Origin of the sequence: Vagococcus sp. CY52-2, from assembly GCF_022655055.1 — a bacterium.
Taxonomy (GTDB): Bacteria; Bacillota; Bacilli; order Lactobacillales; family Vagococcaceae; genus Vagococcus.
Window position 1 is genome coordinate 290,168 of record NZ_CP093384.1, and the last position, 19,374, is coordinate 309,541.

Annotated in this window: 20 protein-coding genes; 7 read left to right on the forward strand and 13 right to left on the reverse strand. The window is 33.6% G+C overall.

The window, feature by feature from the left end:
• Positions 1–110: 110 nt before the first annotated feature.
• From MN187_RS01435 to MN187_RS01470, 8 genes are all read right to left on the reverse strand, one after another.
• Complete coding sequence (locus MN187_RS01435) at positions 111–935, reverse strand: metal ABC transporter permease (RefSeq protein WP_242094075.1); 825 nt, start codon at positions 933–935, stop codon at positions 111–113.
• Positions 908–1,588, reverse strand: a complete 681-nt coding sequence (locus tag MN187_RS01440; protein ID WP_241699255.1) for a metal ABC transporter ATP-binding protein — start codon at positions 1,586–1,588, stop codon at positions 908–910. Before MN187_RS01440 ends, MN187_RS01435 begins: the two co-directional genes overlap by 28 nt.
• Positions 1,589–1,720: 132 nt before the next feature.
• Entirely contained in the window at positions 1,721–2,578 is an 858-nt protein-coding gene (gene ispE / locus MN187_RS01445) for a 4-(cytidine 5'-diphospho)-2-C-methyl-D-erythritol kinase (RefSeq protein WP_241699256.1), read from the reverse strand.
• Positions 2,579–2,710: 132 nt separating this feature from the next.
• The gene (locus tag MN187_RS01450) at positions 2,711–3,781 is read right to left on the reverse strand and encodes an ABC transporter substrate-binding protein (RefSeq protein ID WP_117972421.1); all 1,071 of its coding nucleotides are present in this window, start codon (positions 3,779–3,781) and stop codon (positions 2,711–2,713) included.
• 1 nt (position 3,782) lies between these two features.
• A complete protein-coding gene (locus tag MN187_RS01455) occupies positions 3,783–4,616 on the reverse strand; it encodes an ABC transporter permease (RefSeq protein WP_117972422.1) in 834 nt (277 codons plus the stop codon).
• Positions 4,613–5,425 (reverse strand): ABC transporter permease, encoded by an 813-nt coding sequence (locus MN187_RS01460; RefSeq protein WP_117972423.1) that lies wholly within the window; start codon positions 5,423–5,425, stop codon positions 4,613–4,615. The genes MN187_RS01455 and MN187_RS01460 overlap by 4 nt, the downstream gene beginning before the upstream one ends.
• Positions 5,426–5,438: 13 nt before the next feature.
• On the reverse strand, positions 5,439–6,524 hold the full coding sequence (locus tag MN187_RS01465; protein WP_117972424.1) for an ABC transporter ATP-binding protein: 1,086 nt from the start codon (positions 6,522–6,524) through the stop codon (positions 5,439–5,441).
• 15 nt (positions 6,525–6,539) lie between these two features.
• On the reverse strand, positions 6,540–7,082 hold the full coding sequence (locus MN187_RS01470) for a helix-turn-helix domain-containing protein (protein WP_071457808.1): 543 nt from the start codon (positions 7,080–7,082) through the stop codon (positions 6,540–6,542).
• A 198-nt stretch (positions 7,083–7,280) separates the two neighbouring features.
• Here MN187_RS01470 and MN187_RS01475 point away from each other — a divergent pair, with 198 nt between their 5' ends.
• A complete protein-coding gene (locus tag MN187_RS01475; protein ID WP_242094077.1) occupies positions 7,281–8,279 on the forward strand; it encodes a YhdH/YhfP family quinone oxidoreductase in 999 nt (332 codons plus the stop codon).
• Positions 8,280–8,321: 42 nt separating this feature from the next.
• Here MN187_RS01475 and MN187_RS01480 read toward each other — a convergent pair whose 3' ends face one another.
• Positions 8,322–9,764 (reverse strand): M20 family metallopeptidase, encoded by a 1,443-nt coding sequence (locus MN187_RS01480; RefSeq protein ID WP_242094079.1) that lies wholly within the window; start codon positions 9,762–9,764, stop codon positions 8,322–8,324.
• 27 nt (positions 9,765–9,791) lie between these two features.
• Entirely contained in the window at positions 9,792–11,078 is a 1,287-nt protein-coding gene (locus MN187_RS01485) for an anaerobic C4-dicarboxylate transporter family protein (protein WP_242094081.1), read from the reverse strand.
• Between the two features lie 361 nt (positions 11,079–11,439).
• Between MN187_RS01485 and MN187_RS01490 the strand changes: the two genes are divergently transcribed.
• A complete protein-coding gene (locus tag MN187_RS01490) occupies positions 11,440–12,642 on the forward strand; it encodes a chloride channel protein (RefSeq protein ID WP_241699258.1) in 1,203 nt (400 codons plus the stop codon).
• An 18-nt stretch (positions 12,643–12,660) separates the two neighbouring features.
• Here the strand turns inward: MN187_RS01490 and murB are convergent, their stop codons facing one another.
• Entirely contained in the window at positions 12,661–13,569 is a 909-nt protein-coding gene (gene murB, locus MN187_RS01495; RefSeq protein WP_242094083.1) for a UDP-N-acetylmuramate dehydrogenase, read from the reverse strand.
• Positions 13,570–13,740: 171 nt separating this feature from the next.
• Here murB and MN187_RS01500 point away from each other — a divergent pair, with 171 nt between their 5' ends.
• Positions 13,741–14,499: an exodeoxyribonuclease III gene (locus tag MN187_RS01500; protein WP_242094085.1), complete on the forward strand. Its 759-nt coding sequence runs from the start codon at positions 13,741–13,743 to the stop codon at positions 14,497–14,499.
• A 12-nt stretch (positions 14,500–14,511) separates the two neighbouring features.
• Entirely contained in the window at positions 14,512–15,384 is an 873-nt protein-coding gene (locus tag MN187_RS01505) for a hypothetical protein (RefSeq protein ID WP_242094087.1), read from the forward strand.
• Between the two features lie 55 nt (positions 15,385–15,439).
• On the opposite strand, the gene MN187_RS01510 is transcribed toward MN187_RS01505, so the two are convergent.
• Positions 15,440–15,961 (reverse strand): GNAT family N-acetyltransferase, encoded by a 522-nt coding sequence (locus tag MN187_RS01510; RefSeq protein WP_117972431.1) that lies wholly within the window; start codon positions 15,959–15,961, stop codon positions 15,440–15,442.
• Positions 15,954–16,433 carry a tRNA (adenosine(37)-N6)-threonylcarbamoyltransferase complex ATPase subunit type 1 TsaE gene (tsaE, locus tag MN187_RS01515; RefSeq protein ID WP_117972432.1) on the reverse strand — a complete coding sequence of 160 codons (480 nt, stop codon included), beginning with the start codon at positions 16,431–16,433 and terminating at the stop codon, positions 15,954–15,956. Before tsaE ends, MN187_RS01510 begins: the two co-directional genes overlap by 8 nt.
• 198 nt (positions 16,434–16,631) lie before the next feature.
• Here tsaE and MN187_RS01520 point away from each other — a divergent pair, with 198 nt between their 5' ends.
• From MN187_RS01520 to MN187_RS01530, 3 genes are all read left to right on the forward strand, one after another.
• Positions 16,632–17,480: a MerR family transcriptional regulator gene (locus MN187_RS01520; protein ID WP_117972433.1), complete on the forward strand. Its 849-nt coding sequence runs from the start codon at positions 16,632–16,634 to the stop codon at positions 17,478–17,480.
• 587 nt (positions 17,481–18,067) lie between these two features.
• On the forward strand, positions 18,068–18,352 hold the full coding sequence (gene eutM / locus MN187_RS01525) for an ethanolamine utilization microcompartment protein EutM (RefSeq protein WP_117972434.1): 285 nt from the start codon (positions 18,068–18,070) through the stop codon (positions 18,350–18,352).
• Between the two features lie 17 nt (positions 18,353–18,369).
• Positions 18,370–19,374, forward strand: a complete 1,005-nt coding sequence (locus MN187_RS01530) for a DMT family transporter (RefSeq protein WP_117972435.1) — start codon at positions 18,370–18,372, stop codon at positions 19,372–19,374.

Sequence of the window (19,374 nt, forward strand, 5' to 3'; positions counted from 1 at the left end):
GATACTCCTTTTCAAGTTAAATTAAGTAATATAAACTATTATAGTATGAAATTTCAAAAAAGCAAAGTATTTTTGAAAATAAATAAAAAATGTTCGTAAAAACGAACAGATTATTTGGAAATCTGTCTGTTTTTTTTACGAACATTAGTTAGTGAATTAATAAGAATGAACATCGCAATGAAGACTAACGTAATAGTTGCTCCTGGTGGGGTATCTAATTGATACGATGTAACAAGACCAGAAGTCATACCAATAAATCCAACCACAATGCTACTTAAAATAACAGTGGAAAAAGTTTTTCCAATCTTCATCGAGATGGTGGCTGGTAAAATCATAATCGCTGAAACAAGTAAGGCTCCAGCAATAGGAATCATCACAGTGATAGCGACACCAGTAATGACGTTAAATAGCATAGATAGTATATGAATTGGCAGTCCGTCAACATGTGCTGTGTCCTCGTCAAAAGTTAATACATACATTGGTTTTCTCAATACCAAAAATAAAATAATTATAATAACTAGTAAGACAGCCAGTATTTTAACTTGTTGCCAATTGATTGTTACGATAGAGCCAAATAAATACTGTTGAATATTCATGGAATTTTTACCCTTAGTTAAATTCATTAAAACTAAAGCAACAGCTAATCCGCCTGACATTAAAATTGCAGTAGATACCTCTGAGTAAGACTTGTAAAGATTTTTAATGTACTCTAAAACAAAGGCAGAAGTAATTACGACAATTAATGTGGTAACAGTTGGATTAACATTAATGAAAAAACCTAATGCAATCCCGGCAAGAGAGACGTGGGATAGTGTGTCTGCTAAGAGGGACTGTCTACGCAGTACCAAAAAGACTCCTAAAGAAGGAGCAATCACTGCCATCATGGAAGCAGCGATTAATGCGCGTCTCATGAACTCATATGAAAACATCTCCATTCCGTTTCCTCCTTTCTAACAAGGTGGATATGTCGATCCATATATTCTTTGATTTCTTCATGATCATGTGTCACCATTAAAATCGCTTTATTATGCTCTTTGACACTATGTTGAAGTAGTTTATAAAAATCATTACGAGATGACTCATCCATACCTGTTGTTGGTTCATCTAAGACAAACAAATCAGGATCAGTTGCAAATACGCGTGCTAAACAGACGCGTTGTTTTTGCCCACCAGATAAATCACCAATCCGTTTTTTTCTCATATCCCACATACCGACAGAGTTCAGTGCTTTTTCAACATGTTGATGGTCAATAGTATCTAATCGTTTAAACCACTTTCCACGTTGAAAACGGCCTGATTGAACAAATTCTAAAACAGTACTAGGAAATCCAGCATTGAAAGAAGCAATTTGTTGGGGAATATAACCAATTGTTAATTTATCGCCATTTATATTGGTAGGAGAGATGTAGACTTCTCCTTCATCAGGTTTTAATAACCCTAATGTATTTCTGATTAATGTTGATTTTGCCGCACCATTTTCACCAGTTAATATGACAAATTCTCCTGGACTGACTGTATAAGAAACGTCTTCTAGGACGGGTTCATCGTCATAATAAAATGTGAGGTGTTTGACATCAATATAGTTCATGGTAACCTCCTTTAATCGTAAGTATTACGTTTTAAAACCAAAAGAATCATAACACTTGTGTCAAAATAAAGCAAGAATAGTTAATCGGTTGTCCATAACAAAACAGATAAAAAGCAGGATAGTTTCTACTTCTTATCTGTTTAATGTCCTAACTAAATACACTTCATCACAAAATCCTTTTAAAGCATTTGCCACATGGACAGCTCGTGAACGTTTTTTACAAAGCGCAAGAACGGTAGGACCGCTGCCGCTCATGACGGCTGCATCTGCTCCGAATTCTAGCATTTTATTTTTAACATATTTAACAATAGGAAAAACTTCCATCGTGTAAGATTCTAGAGAATTCCCCAAATGTTGAATCATTTCTTGGTAATCTTGGTTTTCTATTGCATGATATATAGCTTTTATATTTGGATGCGAAAGTGAGTCAACTTGTATTTTTGAAAACACGCGAGGAGTGGATACACTGATTTTGGGTTTGACTAGAACAATCCAACACTGTGGCATTGGATGAGATAGTGGTTTCACACAATCACCAACGCCTGTCACAAGAGCTGTTTGCCCATAAAGACAATATGGAATATCTGTGCCAATGGGAACGGATAATTCTGCCATTTCTTCCAATGTCGCACCAAGATCAAACAAGCGATTGACCCCTCTAAACGCAGCAGCAGCATCACTGCTACCTCCACCTAAACCAGCTGCAACGGGTAGGTTTTTCTTTAAATTTACTTCAACACCTTGAGTGAACCCATATGTTTTTTTCATGATATCAATTGCTTGATAAATATTATTTTTACGGTCTACTGGTAGGAAGCCATTGTCTGTTTTGATAATGATATCATCTTTTGAAATAGGTTTTAAAATTAAGCGGTCAGATAAATCGACACTTGCCATAATCATTTCAAGTTCATGATACCCATCATCACGTTTAAATAGGACATCAAGTCCCAAATTTATTTTTGCCGGGGCTTTTTCGATGATTTCCATTGACTACCTCCAATTCTTCAAAATATTCTATTTGTTTGATTATACATGAAAAAAGAGCGAATATAAAACAATTTAAGCACCTACTTTAGAGATTTTATTGAATAAAGAAAAAGATAGGAAAAAATCCTATCTTTAACGATACATTTTAAATTTTAAGAATAGATCATTATAGCGTTCTAAATAGGTTTGTCCTAAATCCTCATACACTTCTAAGTGCTCGATAATTTTGTCACTTGGGTAAAACTGTGGGTCACTTGTAATTTCTTTAGGTAATATTTTTAACGCTTTTTTATTTGGCGTAGAGTAACCAATGTATTCGGCATTTTGAGCAGCGACATCTGGTTTTAACATAAAGTTAATAAAATCATACGCACCATCAATATTTTTTGCTGTTTTTGGGATCACAAAATTATCAAACCAAAGATTAGAGCCTTCTTCTGGAATCACATAATGCAAGTGCTCATTTTCTTCTAGCATACTAGCAGCTTCACCAGAAAATGTGACCGCAGCAGCACTTTCACCATTTATCATGTACATTTTGATTTCATCAGCTACAATCGCTTTGACGTTGGAACTTAGTCCATCTAATTTTTTTGAAGCATTATCTAGTTGTTTATCATTTTTACTATTTAATGAATGCCCGTCACTATTTAAAGCCAATCCCATGACTTCTCTAGCTCCGTCAATTAACATCACATTATTTTTTAGTGAGGGATTCCATAAATCATCCCAATGTTTAATCTGACCCTCTTTAACGAATTCATCATTGTATATAATTCCCAATGTTCCCCAAAAATAGGGGATAGAAAATTTGTTTTTAGGGTCAAATGGAATATTTAAAAAACGACTATCTATGTTTTCTAGTCCTTTGATTTTAGAATGATCAAGCGGAATGAGCATATCTTGTTTCACCATTTTTTGAATCATGTATTCACTGGGAATGGTTAAATCATAGGCTGTTCCACCTTGTTTGATTTTGGTCATCATGCTTTCGTTCGAATCAAAGGTTTCGTAAATGACTTTATAGTTATATTCTTTTTCAAATCGTTTGATTAGCGAAGGGTCAATGTAATCTCCCCAATTATAGATAGTTAATACACGACCACCAGAGGCACCATTGTTTTTTTCAAGATTAAAAGAAGTAACAGCTAGAAGGACAATGATAAGAAGAATACCTGAAAAAAGAGCATTGAGTTTCTTCATCTTATTTACCTCCTATTTTTTGTGTTTTTTTCTTTTTGTATTTTGGTTTATTGTCTTTACTGATAAAGTAATACCCAGTCACTAACAAAATAGAAAATAGGAAGAGTAGAGCACTAAGAGCGTTGATTTCTAAACTAATTCCTTGTCTAGCACGAGAATAGATTTCAACAGATAAAGTACTAAATCCATTCCCTGTTACAAAAAACGTCACAGCAAAATCATCTAATGAATAGGTAAATGCCATAAAATATCCGGCAATAATTCCTGGTGTTAAATAAGGTAAAATAATTTGTCTTAGTACCTGCCAGTTGTTTGCTCCTAAATCTCGTGCAGCATCAATAAGTGATGGATTCATCTCTTGCATTTTTGGCAAGACCATTAAAACGACAATCGGGATACTAAAAGCAATATGAGAGAGTAGTACAGACATAAAACCTAATTGAAACCCAAACCAAGTCCCTAGAAAAGTAAATAGGATTAAAAAACTTGCCCCAATAATAACATCAGGAGACACCATTAAAATATTGTTTAAACTTAGTAATGTATTTCGTACGCCACGTTGTTTGGTGTAGTGAATCCCCATTGCACCAAACGTTCCAATAATAGTAGCGATTAAAGCAGATAGAAAAGCTAGTAAGAACGTGTCTATCACAATGCCAATTAACCTGGTGTCTTCAAAGACAGCTCGGTAATGTTCTAACGTAAATCCGGTAAATGATGTCATCGTTCCACCGGCGTTGAATGAATAATAAATTAGATAAAAGATAGGTGCGTACAGAATAATGAAAACTAAAATCAAATAGAGATGGCTCCAATTAAATTTATGGTTGCTCATTTTTTCTTCGCTCCTTTCTTTTTCTTCTCGCCGGTTAGCATCATAATGATAAACATCGCGATAATCAGAACGACACCAATAGTTGAGCCCATCCCCCAGTTTTGTGTGACAAGGAAATGTTGTTCGATGGCCGTTCCAAGTGTTATCACACGATTTCCCCCAATTAAGCGAGTTAGCATAAATAGACTAAGTGATGGGATGAATACGGCTTGCACACCACTTTTTACGCCATTTAAAGATAGTGGGAAGATGACACGTCTAAATGTTTCAAAATTACTCGCGCCTAAATCACGACTGGCAAACACAAGAGAAGGGTTAATTTCTTCTAAGGCATTAAAAATAGGTAAAATCATAAATGGGATTTCAATATAGGTCGCAACGGTTAAAAAACTAAAATTTGTAAAAAGAAGTTGTTGCGTCCCAATACCAACAGTATCTAGAAAATTATTGATTCCACCATGGATACTAAAAATCCCAATAAACGCATAAGCTTTTAACAACAAGTTAATCCAAGTGGGCAAGATAATTAACATGAGCCACAGTTGTTTGTGTTTTAATTTTGTTAAAAAATAAGCTGTTGGATAGCTAATCACTAGTGTAAATAAGGTAATAAGTAGAGCGTAGAATAATGAGTTAAAGGTCATACTCAAGTAAGTTTTACTTGTTAAATATTGTTGGTAATTACTTAAAGTAAATTGCCCATTAATATCAAAAAATGATTGATAAATAATTAAAATTACTGGTGCAATAACAAATAGAGCTATCCATAAAAAATAGGGAATAGTATAGAATCGTTTTGATTGTGTCACTTATCAACCCTCCTTAGTCGTCATAACTTTCTAATCTGGCATCAAAATCTTCTTCTGATTCATTAAAACGCATGACATGAATGTCTTCTGGTTCAAAAAATAAACCAACTGCTTGTCCTTCAAGTGGCTTCTTAGTTGAATGCACCACCCATTCATTTCCTTCAGAATCAATACAGAAAATTTCATAATGAACCCCTCTGAATAATAAGGTATCAACTGTCGCTTTTAATTTTCCTTGTTCGACAGGTACTAGGGAAATATCTTCAGGACGCATTACTACATCAACGGGCTCATTTTCCCTCATACCACTGTCGACACATTCAAATTGTTTTCCGACAAATTCAACTAAGTTATCCTCAATCATAACCCCTTTTACAATATTGCTTTCTCCAATAAAATCCGCTACAAAACGGTTAATCGGTTCATCATAAATATCAGAAGGAGAGCCACTTTGTTCGATTTTCCCATCATGCATAACAAAAATTTCATCACTCATAGCTAAAGCTTCTTCTTGATCATGAGTAACAAAAATAAAGGTAATGCCTAACCGCTTTTGTAGTTCACGTAACTCTGATTGCATGGCTGTTCGCAATTTTAAGTCAAGAGCAGATAAAGGTTCATCCAATAGTAAAATTTCAGGTTCATTTACAAGCGCACGAGCGATTGCCACACGTTGTCTTTGCCCACCAGACATCTCACTGATTTGTCTTTCTTCTAAACCAGATAACTGAACCAAACGTAGAGCTTCACGTACTTTTACATCAATTTGTTCTTTGGGTAATTTTTTGATTTTTAACCCAAATGCCACATTTTCATAAACATCCATATGAGGAAAAAGAGCATAATCTTGGAATACAGTATTTACTTTACGTTTGTTTGCAGGAACTTTATTAATCACTTTTCCATCAAATAAAATTTCTCCAGATGTTGGTTCGCTAAAACCAGCAATCAAACGTAAAATCGTTGTTTTGCCACATCCTGATGGACCTAATAAGGTATAAAATTTTCCTTGTTCGATTTCAAAACTCACTTTTTTTAATACAGTGGTGTCGTCGTATTCTTTCACGACATCTTTAAATTCAATAATTGTGTGACTCATTTTCTCCCACCTTTACTATAAATAAGAATTTGTTGCAACAATGAGGAGTTTGCTAACTCCATCGTGAGCATTAGATATTTGGTGCTGGTTGAGTGCTTGGTAATAAATACTTTCACCTTTTGAAGCAATATAGGTATCTTCACCTATGGTAACATAGATTTTTCCTTGTAACACATAACCAAATGTTTCGGATTGTGATGGTTCAAATTCTTTGTATTCTCCTTTTTTTTCTAGAGTTAATAATATAGGTTCCATTTCATTTTCATTAGAGTCAGAAACTAACCAATTTATTTCATATCCTTTATCTTCATCAAGGTGAATGGTTTGATCTTCTTTAGGATAGACGACTTGTTGTTTTTGATGTTTTTCATCAAAAAATTGTTTTGGAGAAACACCTAATACTTCTAAAATGGAGAAAAATGTCTCTAGAGAAGGGGAGCTTAAATCTCGTTCTAATTGAGAAATGTATCCTTTTGTGAGATCTGTTCGTTCTCCTAATTCTTCTTGTGTTAAATTTTTTTGTATTCGTAAGTTTTTAATTTTTTTCCCGATAAGTATGGTCAACACCTCCAGTCTAATAGTTTATATATACTAAACTTAAAATGATAGATGTTTATTTATATTAAACTTTTAGTTTACTTTCTGATGGTAGTATACAAGATGATTTTCAACAAATCAATTCATTTTTTTGATATCCCAATTTGTTGTTTTTTTATGATAAACTAAGTGTATTAAAGAGATGAGGAGACGATGTAAATGATGGATAAAACATTCAAAGCACTTATTGTTAGTGAAAAAGATGATAGCATTATCTCAAGTATAGAAGATTGGTCAGTTGACAGATTATCAGAAGGAGACACACTGGTTGAAGTTGAGTATTCAGCGATAAATTATAAAGATGCCTTAGCAACGATAAAAAATGGGGGAGTTATTCGGTCATATCCTATGATTCCTGGTATCGATTTTTCAGGAACTATTATAGAAACAACTCACGAAGGATTATCTGTTGGCGATAGAGTAGTTGTAACTGGTCAAGGGACAGGGGTAAGTCACACAGGAGGTTTTAGTGAAATAGCACGTATTCCAGGTGAATGGATTCAAGTTGTGCCACAAGATTTAGATTTAAAAGTAGCTGCGTTTGTTGGGACAGCTGGAATAACAGCCGCTCAAGCGATTCATCGTCTAGAATCTGTTGGTTTAGGTGAAAACAAAGAGTCCAGTATTTTAATAACCGGAGCAACAGGTGGAGTTGGAAGTATGGCGATTAATTTATTAAAAGCTAAAGGATTTAACAATATCACCGCATTAACACGCAAAAAATCGACGGATTATTTGGATTCTTTAGGCGTACAACATATTATTAGTACCGAAGAAATACTTGAAAATACTCGTCCATTACAAAAACAATTATTTGATTATGTCATTGATACGATTGGTGGGGCAACACTAGAAGCAATACTACCTAAAATTTCATACGGTGGGGGAATTTCTCTATGTGGAAATGCAAGCGGTATTAAATTTAGCACGACAGTTTTACCGTTTATCTTACGCGGTGTAACGATGTTTGGAATTGATTCAGTTCAATTAACAACAGAAGAAAAATCTGCGTTATGGGATACAATTAAAGACAGTATCACAAAAGAGATGATTGACGCGACTATAGCTAATGAAATCTCGTTAGAGGATATCGTTCCAGTGACGAAACAATTATTAGAAGGAACGCATTCAGGAAGAACGATTGTTAAAATTAAATAATAAAAAAGGTGGAGCAAAATTAATTGCTTCACCTTTATTTGGTTAGAAAGCTAAACTATTTGGTTTTACGTCTGCTGGAATTGGATTCACGTAAGGCGTTACATCTGTTATATTTTTTAGCTCAGCCTTCGCTTGATCAATATATTCAGGTTCTTCAAGCACTTTAACAGCTGTTGCTGCCATGATTTTAGCTGCTTGAATCATTCCTTTTTTAGCAATACCACTTTTTCCGTTTGTAACCCATTGCCATGTATGCATGGCGGTATTTTGAACTTCTGTTGCAACGATACATTGAACAGTTGGGACAATCCAACTGACATCCCCCACATCAGATGAACCAGGGAGAGTAACGTTAGTTAATACCTCATTGAATGGGTAAACATAGTCAGCTAATACTTTACCCACATTTTCTTTTAAGACTTTTTGTTCAACAGGTGTAGCAGGTGGAATCATTCTAAATTGTTTTTCTTCTTCAGTTAATGTGTCATGAATTGCTTTAGCAAATACTTGATCTTCCTCATCAAATTCCGGTCCACCATAATGCATCATCACGTCTCCCATAATGCGAGAGTACACAACGTTTGGAATATAGTTTGAACAAGCTTTGTCGAAATGTACGGTTACTTCTGTTTCAGTCATAAGAGCCGCGCCTTCTGCAATTTTACATAAACGATCATAAATTTCTTTTGCTTGGCTTCCTTTTGGTGCACGAATTAAATATAAAAGTTTCGCATGATCTTGGACAACACTAGGAGCTACACCACCAGCATCCATATACGCATAGTGATATCTTGCTTCTGGTGTCACATGTTCACGAAGGTAATTTCCACCGACATTCATCAACTCACAAGCATCAAGTGCACTACGTCCCATGTCTGGAGCATTTGCAGCATGAGCTGATTTTCCTTTAAACTCAAAAGCTGCTTGGATATTAGCTAGTGTTTTTACACCCCAAATGGCATTATCTGTTCCTGGATGCCAACAAATCGCCATATCTAATCCATCAAAAGCACCAGCTCTTGCCATGAATGTTTTTCCAGATCCACCTTCTTCAGCAGGACAACCAAAATATTTAATTTGCGCAGGGATATTGTGCTCTGTAATATAATCTTTTGTTGCAATTGCAGCAGCAAGTGAAGCTGTACCAAGTAAATTATGTCCACAGCCATGTCCATTTGTGTTTTCTGTATCCGGATTTGCTTCTTTTTGTGTGGAACCTGCTTTTTGAGACATGCTAGGTAGTGCATCATATTCCCCTAAAAATCCAATAACAGGACCTTCATTTCCAAAACTTGCAACAAATGCTGTGTCAATCTCTCCAATATTTGTTTCTATGCTAAATCCTTCTTCTTTTAATACATTAATCAACACGTCTGCTGATTCTTTTTCATGGAATTTTGTTTCGGCAATATCCCAAATTTTATCGCTTGTTTGGAAATAAGTGTGTTGTTTTTGATTAATTAATTCTTCAATTTGTTTATACATATAGTATATCCTCCTAATATTCAATGATTACATAAATAGTGTGATACCATAAGATAGAGCAATAGAAAGTGCGGTTATAATTATTCCTGGTATGATGAAACTAAAGACCTTAGTCCGCCCAGTTCTATCTAATTCAACTGCAAGTAACAACGTCGGTTGTGCTGGAATCACAAAGTTAACATTTAGACACTGAACAATAATAATAAGTAACATTGGTGATATCCCTAGTGTCAGTGCTAATGGGAAAATAATTGCTGCAACGGCCGTTTGAGCCCCAATAATCATCGCAACAAACGCACAGATAAAGATAATAACCCAAGGATAGTCAGCTAGTATCTGTCCGACACTTGACACTAAAACAGCTTGATTTTTTGGAGCGCCAAAGATAGTTGAACCAACCCATCCAAGACCTAATACAATTAAGGTTGCTCCTAAAGCGTTAGCAGTAGCTGGAGCATGTAAAATATCTTTTGATTTCACTTTAAAGAGCATGATATTGATTGCAGCAGACAAATACATAAACATCTGAACTAAGTCAGCAGTTGCAATTTTTATTGGTTTTCCATCTACATTATACTCTGGTAAGAGACTGGGAAATAGTCCCAAAATAATAATGGCTAAAACACAGAGTAAGAATACTAATGTAGATTTTTTTGCGGCAGGACTTAACTCTTTTTCTTCATTTTCAATAATTATATCTTCTAGAATTGATTCATCAAACGGCAATTTTTTATTAACAATAGTAAGTAATATACTTAAAATAATAATGGATAATAATGTAGCAGGTAGTGCAATGGACAAATAGGTACCTAAAGATATACCATATGCAGCTAATAATGTTACGACATAAGCAGTGGATGATGATGCTGGACTACAAAGTAATGCCATGTTTGAGGCCAAAACAGATGATATTAAAGCACCTTTTGGATTGACTTTAGATTTTAAAGCAGTTTCTGAAATAATTGGCTCAAGAGATAGTGCAATCATTGCTGTTCCCATACCGAAAACAAACAAGAAACAAACAAGAGGTGCAACTATTGTAATCGCTTTCGGGAAACGTTGGATAATTTTAGTGGCAACGCGAATCATGTAGTCCATTCCACCAGATGCTTGTAATGCTCCACTAGCAATGCCAATTGACATAATAATAAGAACAGCTGTAACAGGTGGAGAAGATGGTGGAAGTTTAAAAATAAACAGCATGATAAATAGGGCAACAATTGCAGAAACACCAGAACCTAATGCACCACCTTTCATCAAACCATAAATAATAGTTGCTATCATGATAGCAATTTCAATTAATAATAAAGCCATTTGAACCCTCCTGATAAATAGAATATAACGTACTGAAAATAAACAACTTATTAAACCTACTTAAAAAAATAATAAAATCGAATACATTTGGATATTATCAATTAAATGTGTCCTAATTATTTATTTTATATGAATTTTATTAGACTTTTTAAACATTAAAGCACCATGAGTATTATACTTACTTTCTTTATATAAAGAATATCCTATTGATATTTTCTATTTAAATGCTTAAAATAAGGTTAAGTTCAGCGGAAATGAAAGTTTCCTTGAAAAATTATTAACTAAATTCATGTTTAGCTAATGATGTCTGCATACTAGTTTTGGTGTGTGGCTTTTTTTGTGTAAAAAGAAGGGTGAGAAGATGGGGAAAGTTAAAAGACATATTTTGTGGATGATTTTTGGATTGATTATCGGAATCTTTGTAGGTATACTTGAATGTATTTTTGGTAAAGTATTATTATTTGTTACAAATATTAGAGTACAATATTTTATGTTTTTTATATTTTTCTTACCGATTATAGGTTTATTTATTAAATGGCTATATCAATCTTATGGCAAGGAAAGTAGTAAGGGAATGACCTTATTGTTTGAAGTAGGGCAGAATAATCGTGATGTAATACCAGTTAGATTGATACCAATTATTACACTTAGTACATGGCTGACTCATTTAGTCGGTGGGAGTGCTGGTAGGGAAGGCGTGGCAATTCAGATTGGTGGAACCTTTACTAATTGGTTTTCTAGACACGTTTGGAAAAAATTTATACCAAGCCATGAAAAAAAACAACAGATGATAATAGTAACAGGAATGGCGGCAGGATTTGCAGGATTATTTCACACGCCGATTGCAGCAACTTTTTTTTCAATGGAAATTTTAGCTGTAGGCTATTTATCAATTGAGTCTCTTCTTTCAGCCAGTGTCGCAGCAGTTACGTCAAGCTATATGTCACAATTTCTTGGTTTAACAGCTTTTTCTACAACAATAGGAACGTATCCAGAATTAACTATCAGATTGATTTTAGTGTTATGCTTATTGGGATGTATCTTTGGTTTAGTGGGACGGTTATTTTCAATTAGTTTAGAAAAAACAAAATTATTCATTCAATCGATACAATGGCCCATTTATAAAAAAATGTTTTTCTTTTCAGTTATTTTAATGGTGGGGTTGATTATTGCTGGACGGGGGAGATATTCAGGGCTTGGCAGCAATTTGATTGAAGCAGCATTTTACCAAGGGACAGTTTATTCATATGATTTTCTGTTAAAATCAATCTTTACTGTTTTCACCTTATCTATTGGTTTTCAAGGCGGGGAAGTGACACCTCTATTTTCGATTGGTGCAACGTGTGGTGTTCTTTTGGCACACTTATGTGGGTTGCCTGTTGAATTTGTCGCATCATTAGGTTTCGCCTCAGTTTTTGCCAGTGCGACCAATACATTAGTTGCTCCATTATTTATTGCAGGAGAAATATTTGGTTTTGAATTATTGCCATATGCATTTTTTGTTATTATTGCTTCTTATTTAATGAATAATAATGACTCAATTTATCCTAATCAAAAAGTGTGACATCGTTATATAACAATGTCACACTTTTTGTTTTCTACCAATAATTCTTACTTCAGTTTCAAGAGAAACATGGAATTTGTCTAGAATAATGTCTTGGATGTATTGAATTAGTGTAATATAATCTGTTGCGGTTGCCTTATTTATATTAACAATAAAGCCTGCATGTTTTTCTGAAATTTGTGCTCCACCAATCATGTATCCTTGTAAACCGGCATCTTGTATTAATTTTCCAGTAAAATAACCTTCTGGTCGTTTAAAGACACTACCACACGATGGGTATTCAAGAGGTTGTTTTGATTCACGTAAATAGGTTAGTTCATCCATTTTTTCTTTTATTGCCGTGTGTTGTCCTTTCTCTAAATGGAAGGTCACGGATAAAACAATTCCTTTTAGAGTTTGAATGATGCTATGACGATAAGAAAATGCCATATCTTCTTTATAAAAGGTCTTTATTGATCCATCTTCTAAAATAACCTCAGCTGAGTAAAAAACATCTGCCAACTCACCACCGTAAGCACCAGCATTCATATATGCCGCCCCTCCGATACTTCCAGGAATGCCACAAGCAAATTCTAATCCAGTTAAGTCATGTTTTAAAGCATCATAAGTCACATCAATAAGTTTTGCTCCCGATTCAGCAACTATTGTTGTATTGTGAATGATGACTTGTTTCATTTGAGTTAACATGATAACAACATCTTTAATGCCACCATCTCGAACGATTAAATTACTGGCATTTCCTAGACAAATCCATTCTAGTCCACTTTTTTGGCAAAAATTAATTAAAGATTGAACCTCTTCTTTGGATGTAGGAAATGCTAAAAAGTCAGCAGGACCACCGGTTTTAGTATATGTATAATGTGATAAAGGTTCATTTGTTAATATAGTTATATTCGGAAATTGTTGAACAATAGTTTGTGTCGTCACGCTAATACCCTCTCTTAGTTAGAATAATTATAGTGGTTTCATTTTAACATAAAATCTATTGAAAAAGTATGATTGCTCATCATATCGTTCTGTTTATAAATCGGATAAAAAGCACAATATTCAGTGCAATTATGATAAAATACAATTATAGATAATTTTAGGAGGACGACTATGAAGTTTATTTCTTGGAATGTCAATGGGTTACGTACAATTGTGAAAAAGAATTTTTATGAAGACATAAAGCAAATAGATGCAGATATTATTTCACTACAAGAAACGAAATTACAAGAAGGGCAAATTGAAATGGCGTTACCTGGTTATTATCAATATTGGAATTATGCAGAAAAAAAAGGTTATTCTGGTGTGGCTGTTTTCACTAAAATTGAACCTATTTCTGTGAAGAAAGGTATGGGTATTAAGGAGTTTGATGCAGAGGGCCGTTTATTAACGCTTGAATTTGATACTTTTTACTTAGTGAATTGCTATACACCAAATGCACAACCAGAATTAAAACGATTGGATTTTCGTTTGGATTGGGAGGAGCAGTTTAAAAAATATTTAGTAAAGCTAGATGAAGAAAAACCGGTCATTTTATGTGGAGATTTAAATGTTGCTCATGAAAACATCGATCTGAAAAATTGGAAGAATAATCGTAAAAACCCTGGCTTTTCGGATCAAGAAAGAGATGCTTTTACACAATTATTAGATTCAGGATTTATTGACACTTATCGTTATTTTTATCCTAATAAAGAGGGTGCTTACAGTTGGTGGAGCTATCGCTTTAATGCACGAAAAAATAATGCAGGATGGCGTATTGATTATTTTTGTGTGTCAAACAAATTAAAAAATAAATTGAAAAGTGCAGATATTCTATCAACAATATTTGGAAGTGATCATTGTCCAGTTGAACTATTGGTTGATATGAACTAGAAAGGAAAAAATATGTTAAAAAATTGGAAAAAATTAGTTATAATGGGATTCTTGGTATTTGGATTCTTAGGTTTTTCTACAGTAGCTTATTCATCTGGTTCAGATAAGCTTCTTTATGATTTAACTTATGATAAAGAAAGAAATGTTCTAACAGGAAAAACAACGCCAAATGCCAATATTTTTCTGACAAATCTTGCTGGATCTATTGTAGCAAATGATAAAGGAGAGTTTGAGGTACCAATTCCTAAAGGAACAAAAGAAGCAATGGTAGGAATGCTAGATGCTGAAGGAGATAAATCAACAGATGTTCGGTATGACTTTGATAAGGGGAAAGTCATTGCTACAGAGGAAACTAAAGAGTCTGAACAAAAGAAAGAGTCTGACGATAAGACCAAAGAAAGTACGGAAGACTCTGGTAAAGTAAGCAGCTCTAATACCGAAGAAACAAGTACGAGTAGCAGTAATAGCCAATCACAAGAAATAGCTAATACAGCTTCTTCTAACCAGAACGAAAAAGAAAGTACTGAAAAAAGTACAAAAACAAAGACAAAACAAGCCCCTTCTATTTTAAAGTGGATACTGGTTATTGTAGCAGTCATTGCTACAGGAGGCGCCGTGTGGTTTTTATGGAAGAAAAAACAGGCATTAAACAAATCAAAAGCGAAACATTCACGTAAAAAAGAATCATCGAAAGGTTCTAGTAAAAAAAGTCAAAAAAAATCAGGGAAAAAAAATTCTAAGAAGAAGTCTACAAATCGTTCCCAATCTAAAAAAGATTCAACACACGGTAGGAAACAAACACATCATTCCGCCACAAAAAAAGTATCAAATGATAAGAAAAAAAATCAGCCAAAACGCAAAAAGAAAAAAACATCTAAAAGATAAACGAGATTCAACGACTACACTTATGAAGTCGTTGAGTCTTATTTTTTTAAAGTGGTTAAAGTAGTAAGTAGCTCAGTATCGCAATATCAATCAATTCATTTTGTTCAGATAAAAAGGCCTTTTTTTTTATTCCTTCTAGAGAAAATCCCATTTTATCATACAAACGAAGAGCTCTATCGTTACGAGTCTGGACATTTATTTCAATACGTTTAGTGATTTGGTAATCTAAACATAATTGGATTAACTCTTCAATCATGGCAGTTCCTAAACCGAGTCCCCAAAATTCTTTTTTTATAGTAATTCCTAATTCTCCAACATGTTGAAAAGCAGTATCATCATCACTTACAATAGTAGCAACTCCTATAATATCATTATAATTTAAGGCTAATAGAATAAATTGATTAGATGCATTATAAATATAGTCTATTTCATGAGCCATAGTGTCTGGCGACATGTTTAAAGCATGAGGGCTAACAACGAGATAAGGTGTTTCTTGATTAAGTTGGCTAATAGCATTAATTAAATTTTTTGCATCATCAGGTATAGCCTGACGAAGTGTAATATTAAATTCAGTCATTTTTTTGATCCTCTTCTAGTGCAGTCATTAACGCATTAATTTGGTTATAACGCTCAGTTTCACCATAGTTTTCTATAGTGATAAATCTGGTGTCTTCAGAAGTTTTATGAAGTATAATTTCGATAAATGTGTTATCTATTGTATCCTTAATTAATTCTCCCCATTCAATCAAACATACCCCTTCACCATCTAGGTATTCCTCTAATCCTAAATCATCACTTGCCCCTTCTAGGCGATAGACGTCCATGTGGTATAAAGGAAGTCTTCCGTTATCATATTCGCGTATTAGTGTATAGGTGGGACTTTTTATCATTTGTGTAATACCTAAGCCTTTTGCAAATCCCTTTGAAAAAGTTGTTTTACCAGCACCTAATTCTCCAGTTAAAATAAAAACATCTCCTGGCTGTGCTAATTCTGAGAGTCTTTCTCCAAAATATTGAGTATCTGTATCATCTTTTAAATAAAGCGTCATATTAAAGCTCCTTTACTAGTCTTTGTTTGTAAGTATATCGTAGAGTTGAAAAATAAAAAAGGATGTCGAATAATTAAAAACATAGAAAAAATAATATAATATAAAAAATATGACATAATTAAAAAGTGATGGCATTTTTTTAATGTCTTATGGTATATTTAGTTTATATAGTGTTAGTTGTGTGGAATGGAGATTCAAATGAGTGATGTAAGGGATTGTAAGGGAATGTACTCGATTGGAGAGGTAGCAAAAATGTGTAATGTTTCCCGTAAAACATTACGCTTTTATGAAAAGTTAGGTTTAATCATTCCAGATTATGTTAGTGAAAAAAATGGTTACAGGTATTACAAAGAAGAAACGATGAATTTAATTCCTATTATTAAATATTACAAGCAAATGGGTTTTAAATTACAAGAAATGGGTAATGTCCAAAAAACATTGGATAGCTTTTATAAAGAACCAAAATTTTTAACAAAGCAATCAGAGTTAAAAGAAGAAGAACAGCGTATAAAAAATAGTTACTTAGCAATCACAGAATGGGTCGAGTTGTTAAGGGAAGGTTCCATAGCAATCGAAAATAATATTCAAAATGTTAATATAAAATATTTTGATTCCTTTGATTACGTGTACCTAGAACAAGAATTTCATCAAAACTATATGGATGCTGTGATTAATATTCCATGGGTAAATTATTTAGAGACGATTGATTGTCAAATTAGTGGACCGGTGATTTTGTATTATGAAAATGGTCAGGAAAAAATGTCTAATGATGCTTCTAAAGTGAAAGTATTACAAAAGCCTGTTAATAATTTATTGTCAAGTGTTCCTACTATGTCATTTGGAGGGAAACTTTTTTTATCAAGTTATCATATAGGAGATTTGTCTCAGATTAATAAACAATATACGAAAATGTTGGATTGGGCAAAAGAAAATAATTATGAATACTCCAACGAATTATATGAGCGTTTTGTTATTGACTATTGGTCAACAATGAATACGGATACATTTGTTGTCGAATTATTAGTACCAGTAACTAAGAAAAAGTAACATCTTTAAGAAGTAATTTTGGCACAAGATCTTTATCTTGAGCTTAAAAATTGCTTCTTTTTTTGTCGTAGTATATGGTAATGAACATTAATTAGTGTGTTATTGAACATAATTTGTCCCTAGGGGAAGGTTTTAAATAGAGTGTTTTACTTTTTTAAAATCATGTATTATAAAAGTATATAAACGTTGTAATATAAAGGTTTATGTCCATTTTTTTGAATTTAAAATTGTTATGAGTCAAAAAAAAAATAAAAATATTTGTAGAAAAACATAATACAAAATAGAGTTAAACTAGTTATTTATTTATTTAATGTGAAAAACAACACAATTATCTGTGTTGTTTTTTATTTTTTTATTTAAAGATAAATAATAATGATTAAAAATAAAAAAGCATATAAATTATCATATTTGTGTGTGGGTTAACAGAGTATTCTCAATTACTCTAGTTAACTGAAAAAATAGATCTCAGTAGTACAGGAAGTTTGGTGTATTAGTCATAAAAATGTGTTTGACTCTCACCTTAAGGGGATGTTCTAGATTATAACTATAAACAAAGAAGAAAACGCTTTACACTAGGAGGAAAAAAGATGAAGTACGATGCATTAGGAATGGTGGAAACAAAAGGATTAATTGGTTCAATCGAGGCAGCAGATGCCATGGTGAAAGCAGCAAACGTATCATTAGTTGGTCGTGAATTTGTTGGAGGCGGTATAGTAACAGTTATGGTAAGAGGTGATGTTGGAGCCGTTAAAGCTGCTACAGATGCTGGAGCAAGTGCTGCAGAACGTGTAGGTGAACTTCTTTCTGTACATGTTATCCCTAGACCACATGGTGAAGTTGAAAATATTTTACCATTAAGAAACAACAACTAAATTAAGGGGGTACATTAATGGAAACTCAGAAAAACATGGTATGTTCATCCGCAGATACAAAGATGAACTTAGTGAATAAAAAATTTAGAATGAAAGGGATTACTAATGGATTAATATCAGGTATTACTTATGCCATTTATTCAACTCTTGTTGTGGTAGCTAGTGGTTATGATCCTTTAACCAGTGCAGCTGGTATTTTAGCGGCTCCTTTTGTTTGTTCAGGGTTAAATGATTTTTTTGCCGGAATCTTTTTATTATTTTATAACGCTAAAGAAGGTAGATTAAAAGAAATTATTCGTATGGTGAAAACAAAACCAGGCAAAATGTTAGTCGTTGGATTTTTATTAGGTGGCCCGATTGCAAATGGTGCGTATCTTGTTGGATTAGCATTAGCAGGAGCATACGCTATTCCAATTTCAGCAACTTGTAGTTTGTTTGGCGCATTATTTTCTTGGATCTTTTTAAAACAAAAACCAACACTAAGAATTGTGATAGGTATGATTATTTGTGTATTTGGTGCTATTACAATTAATATGGTGGCTCCAGAAGGCGCACCAAACTTTACACTAGGAATTATTTGTGCATTAGTTGCTGCAGTATGTTGGGGATTAGAAGGTGTGTTTTCAAGTTTTGGTGGCGCGATGATCGACACAGATGTTGCTGTAAATTTACGAGAATTAGTTTCAGGACTTGTAGTGATTATTTTTATTTTACCAATTATTGGTGGAGTAGACTTATTATTTAATACACTATCAGCTTTTACACCAGTTATTTGGTTGATTTTCTCAGGATTAAGTGCAGGGGTTTCATTTTTAACTTGGTATAAAGCAAACGCTATGGTTGGAACGGCCGTTGGAATGTCATTAAATGTTACTTACGCTTTTTGGGGTGTCATATTTAGTGTTCTATTTTTAGGAGATACACTGACACCAACGATGATTGTTGGATCGATTTTAATTGTTATGGGAGCTATTTTAGTGACAATGAACCCACTTGATTTATTCAGAAAGGGGGAAGCGTAA

Excerpts from the sequence above, each read along its gene's own strand:
- MN187_RS01435 (WP_242094075.1), bottom strand. The coding sequence starts at position 935 with ATGGAGATGTTTTCATATGAGTTCATGAGACGCGCATTAATCGCTGCT.
- MN187_RS01440 (WP_241699255.1), bottom strand. The coding sequence starts at position 1,588 with ATGAACTATATTGATGTCAAACACCTCACATTTTATTATGACGATGAA.
- ispE (WP_241699256.1), bottom strand. The coding sequence starts at position 2,578 with ATGGAAATCATCGAAAAAGCCCCGGCAAAAATAAATTTGGGACTTGAT.
- MN187_RS01450 (WP_117972421.1), bottom strand. The coding sequence starts at position 3,781 with ATGAAGAAACTCAATGCTCTTTTTTCAGGTATTCTTCTTATCATTGTC.
- MN187_RS01455 (WP_117972422.1), bottom strand. The coding sequence starts at position 4,616 with ATGAGCAACCATAAATTTAATTGGAGCCATCTCTATTTGATTTTAGTT.
- MN187_RS01465 (WP_117972424.1), bottom strand. The coding sequence starts at position 6,524 with ATGAGTCACACAATTATTGAATTTAAAGATGTCGTGAAAGAATACGAC.
- MN187_RS01475 (WP_242094077.1), top strand. The coding sequence starts at position 7,281 with ATGATGGATAAAACATTCAAAGCACTTATTGTTAGTGAAAAAGATGAT.
- MN187_RS01480 (WP_242094079.1), bottom strand. The coding sequence starts at position 9,764 with ATGTATAAACAAATTGAAGAATTAATTAATCAAAAACAACACACTTAT.
- MN187_RS01485 (WP_242094081.1), bottom strand. The coding sequence starts at position 11,078 with ATGGCTTTATTATTAATTGAAATTGCTATCATGATAGCAACTATTATT.
- MN187_RS01490 (WP_241699258.1), top strand. The coding sequence starts at position 11,440 with ATGGGGAAAGTTAAAAGACATATTTTGTGGATGATTTTTGGATTGATT.
- MN187_RS01500 (WP_242094085.1), top strand. The coding sequence starts at position 13,741 with ATGAAGTTTATTTCTTGGAATGTCAATGGGTTACGTACAATTGTGAAA.
- MN187_RS01505 (WP_242094087.1), top strand. The coding sequence starts at position 14,512 with ATGTTAAAAAATTGGAAAAAATTAGTTATAATGGGATTCTTGGTATTT.
- MN187_RS01510 (WP_117972431.1), bottom strand. The coding sequence starts at position 15,961 with ATGACTGAATTTAATATTACACTTCGTCAGGCTATACCTGATGATGCA.
- tsaE (WP_117972432.1), bottom strand. The coding sequence starts at position 16,433 with ATGACGCTTTATTTAAAAGATGATACAGATACTCAATATTTTGGAGAA.
- MN187_RS01520 (WP_117972433.1), top strand. The coding sequence starts at position 16,632 with ATGAGTGATGTAAGGGATTGTAAGGGAATGTACTCGATTGGAGAGGTA.
- eutM (WP_117972434.1), top strand. The coding sequence starts at position 18,068 with ATGAAGTACGATGCATTAGGAATGGTGGAAACAAAAGGATTAATTGGT.
- MN187_RS01530 (WP_117972435.1), top strand. The coding sequence starts at position 18,370 with ATGGAAACTCAGAAAAACATGGTATGTTCATCCGCAGATACAAAGATG.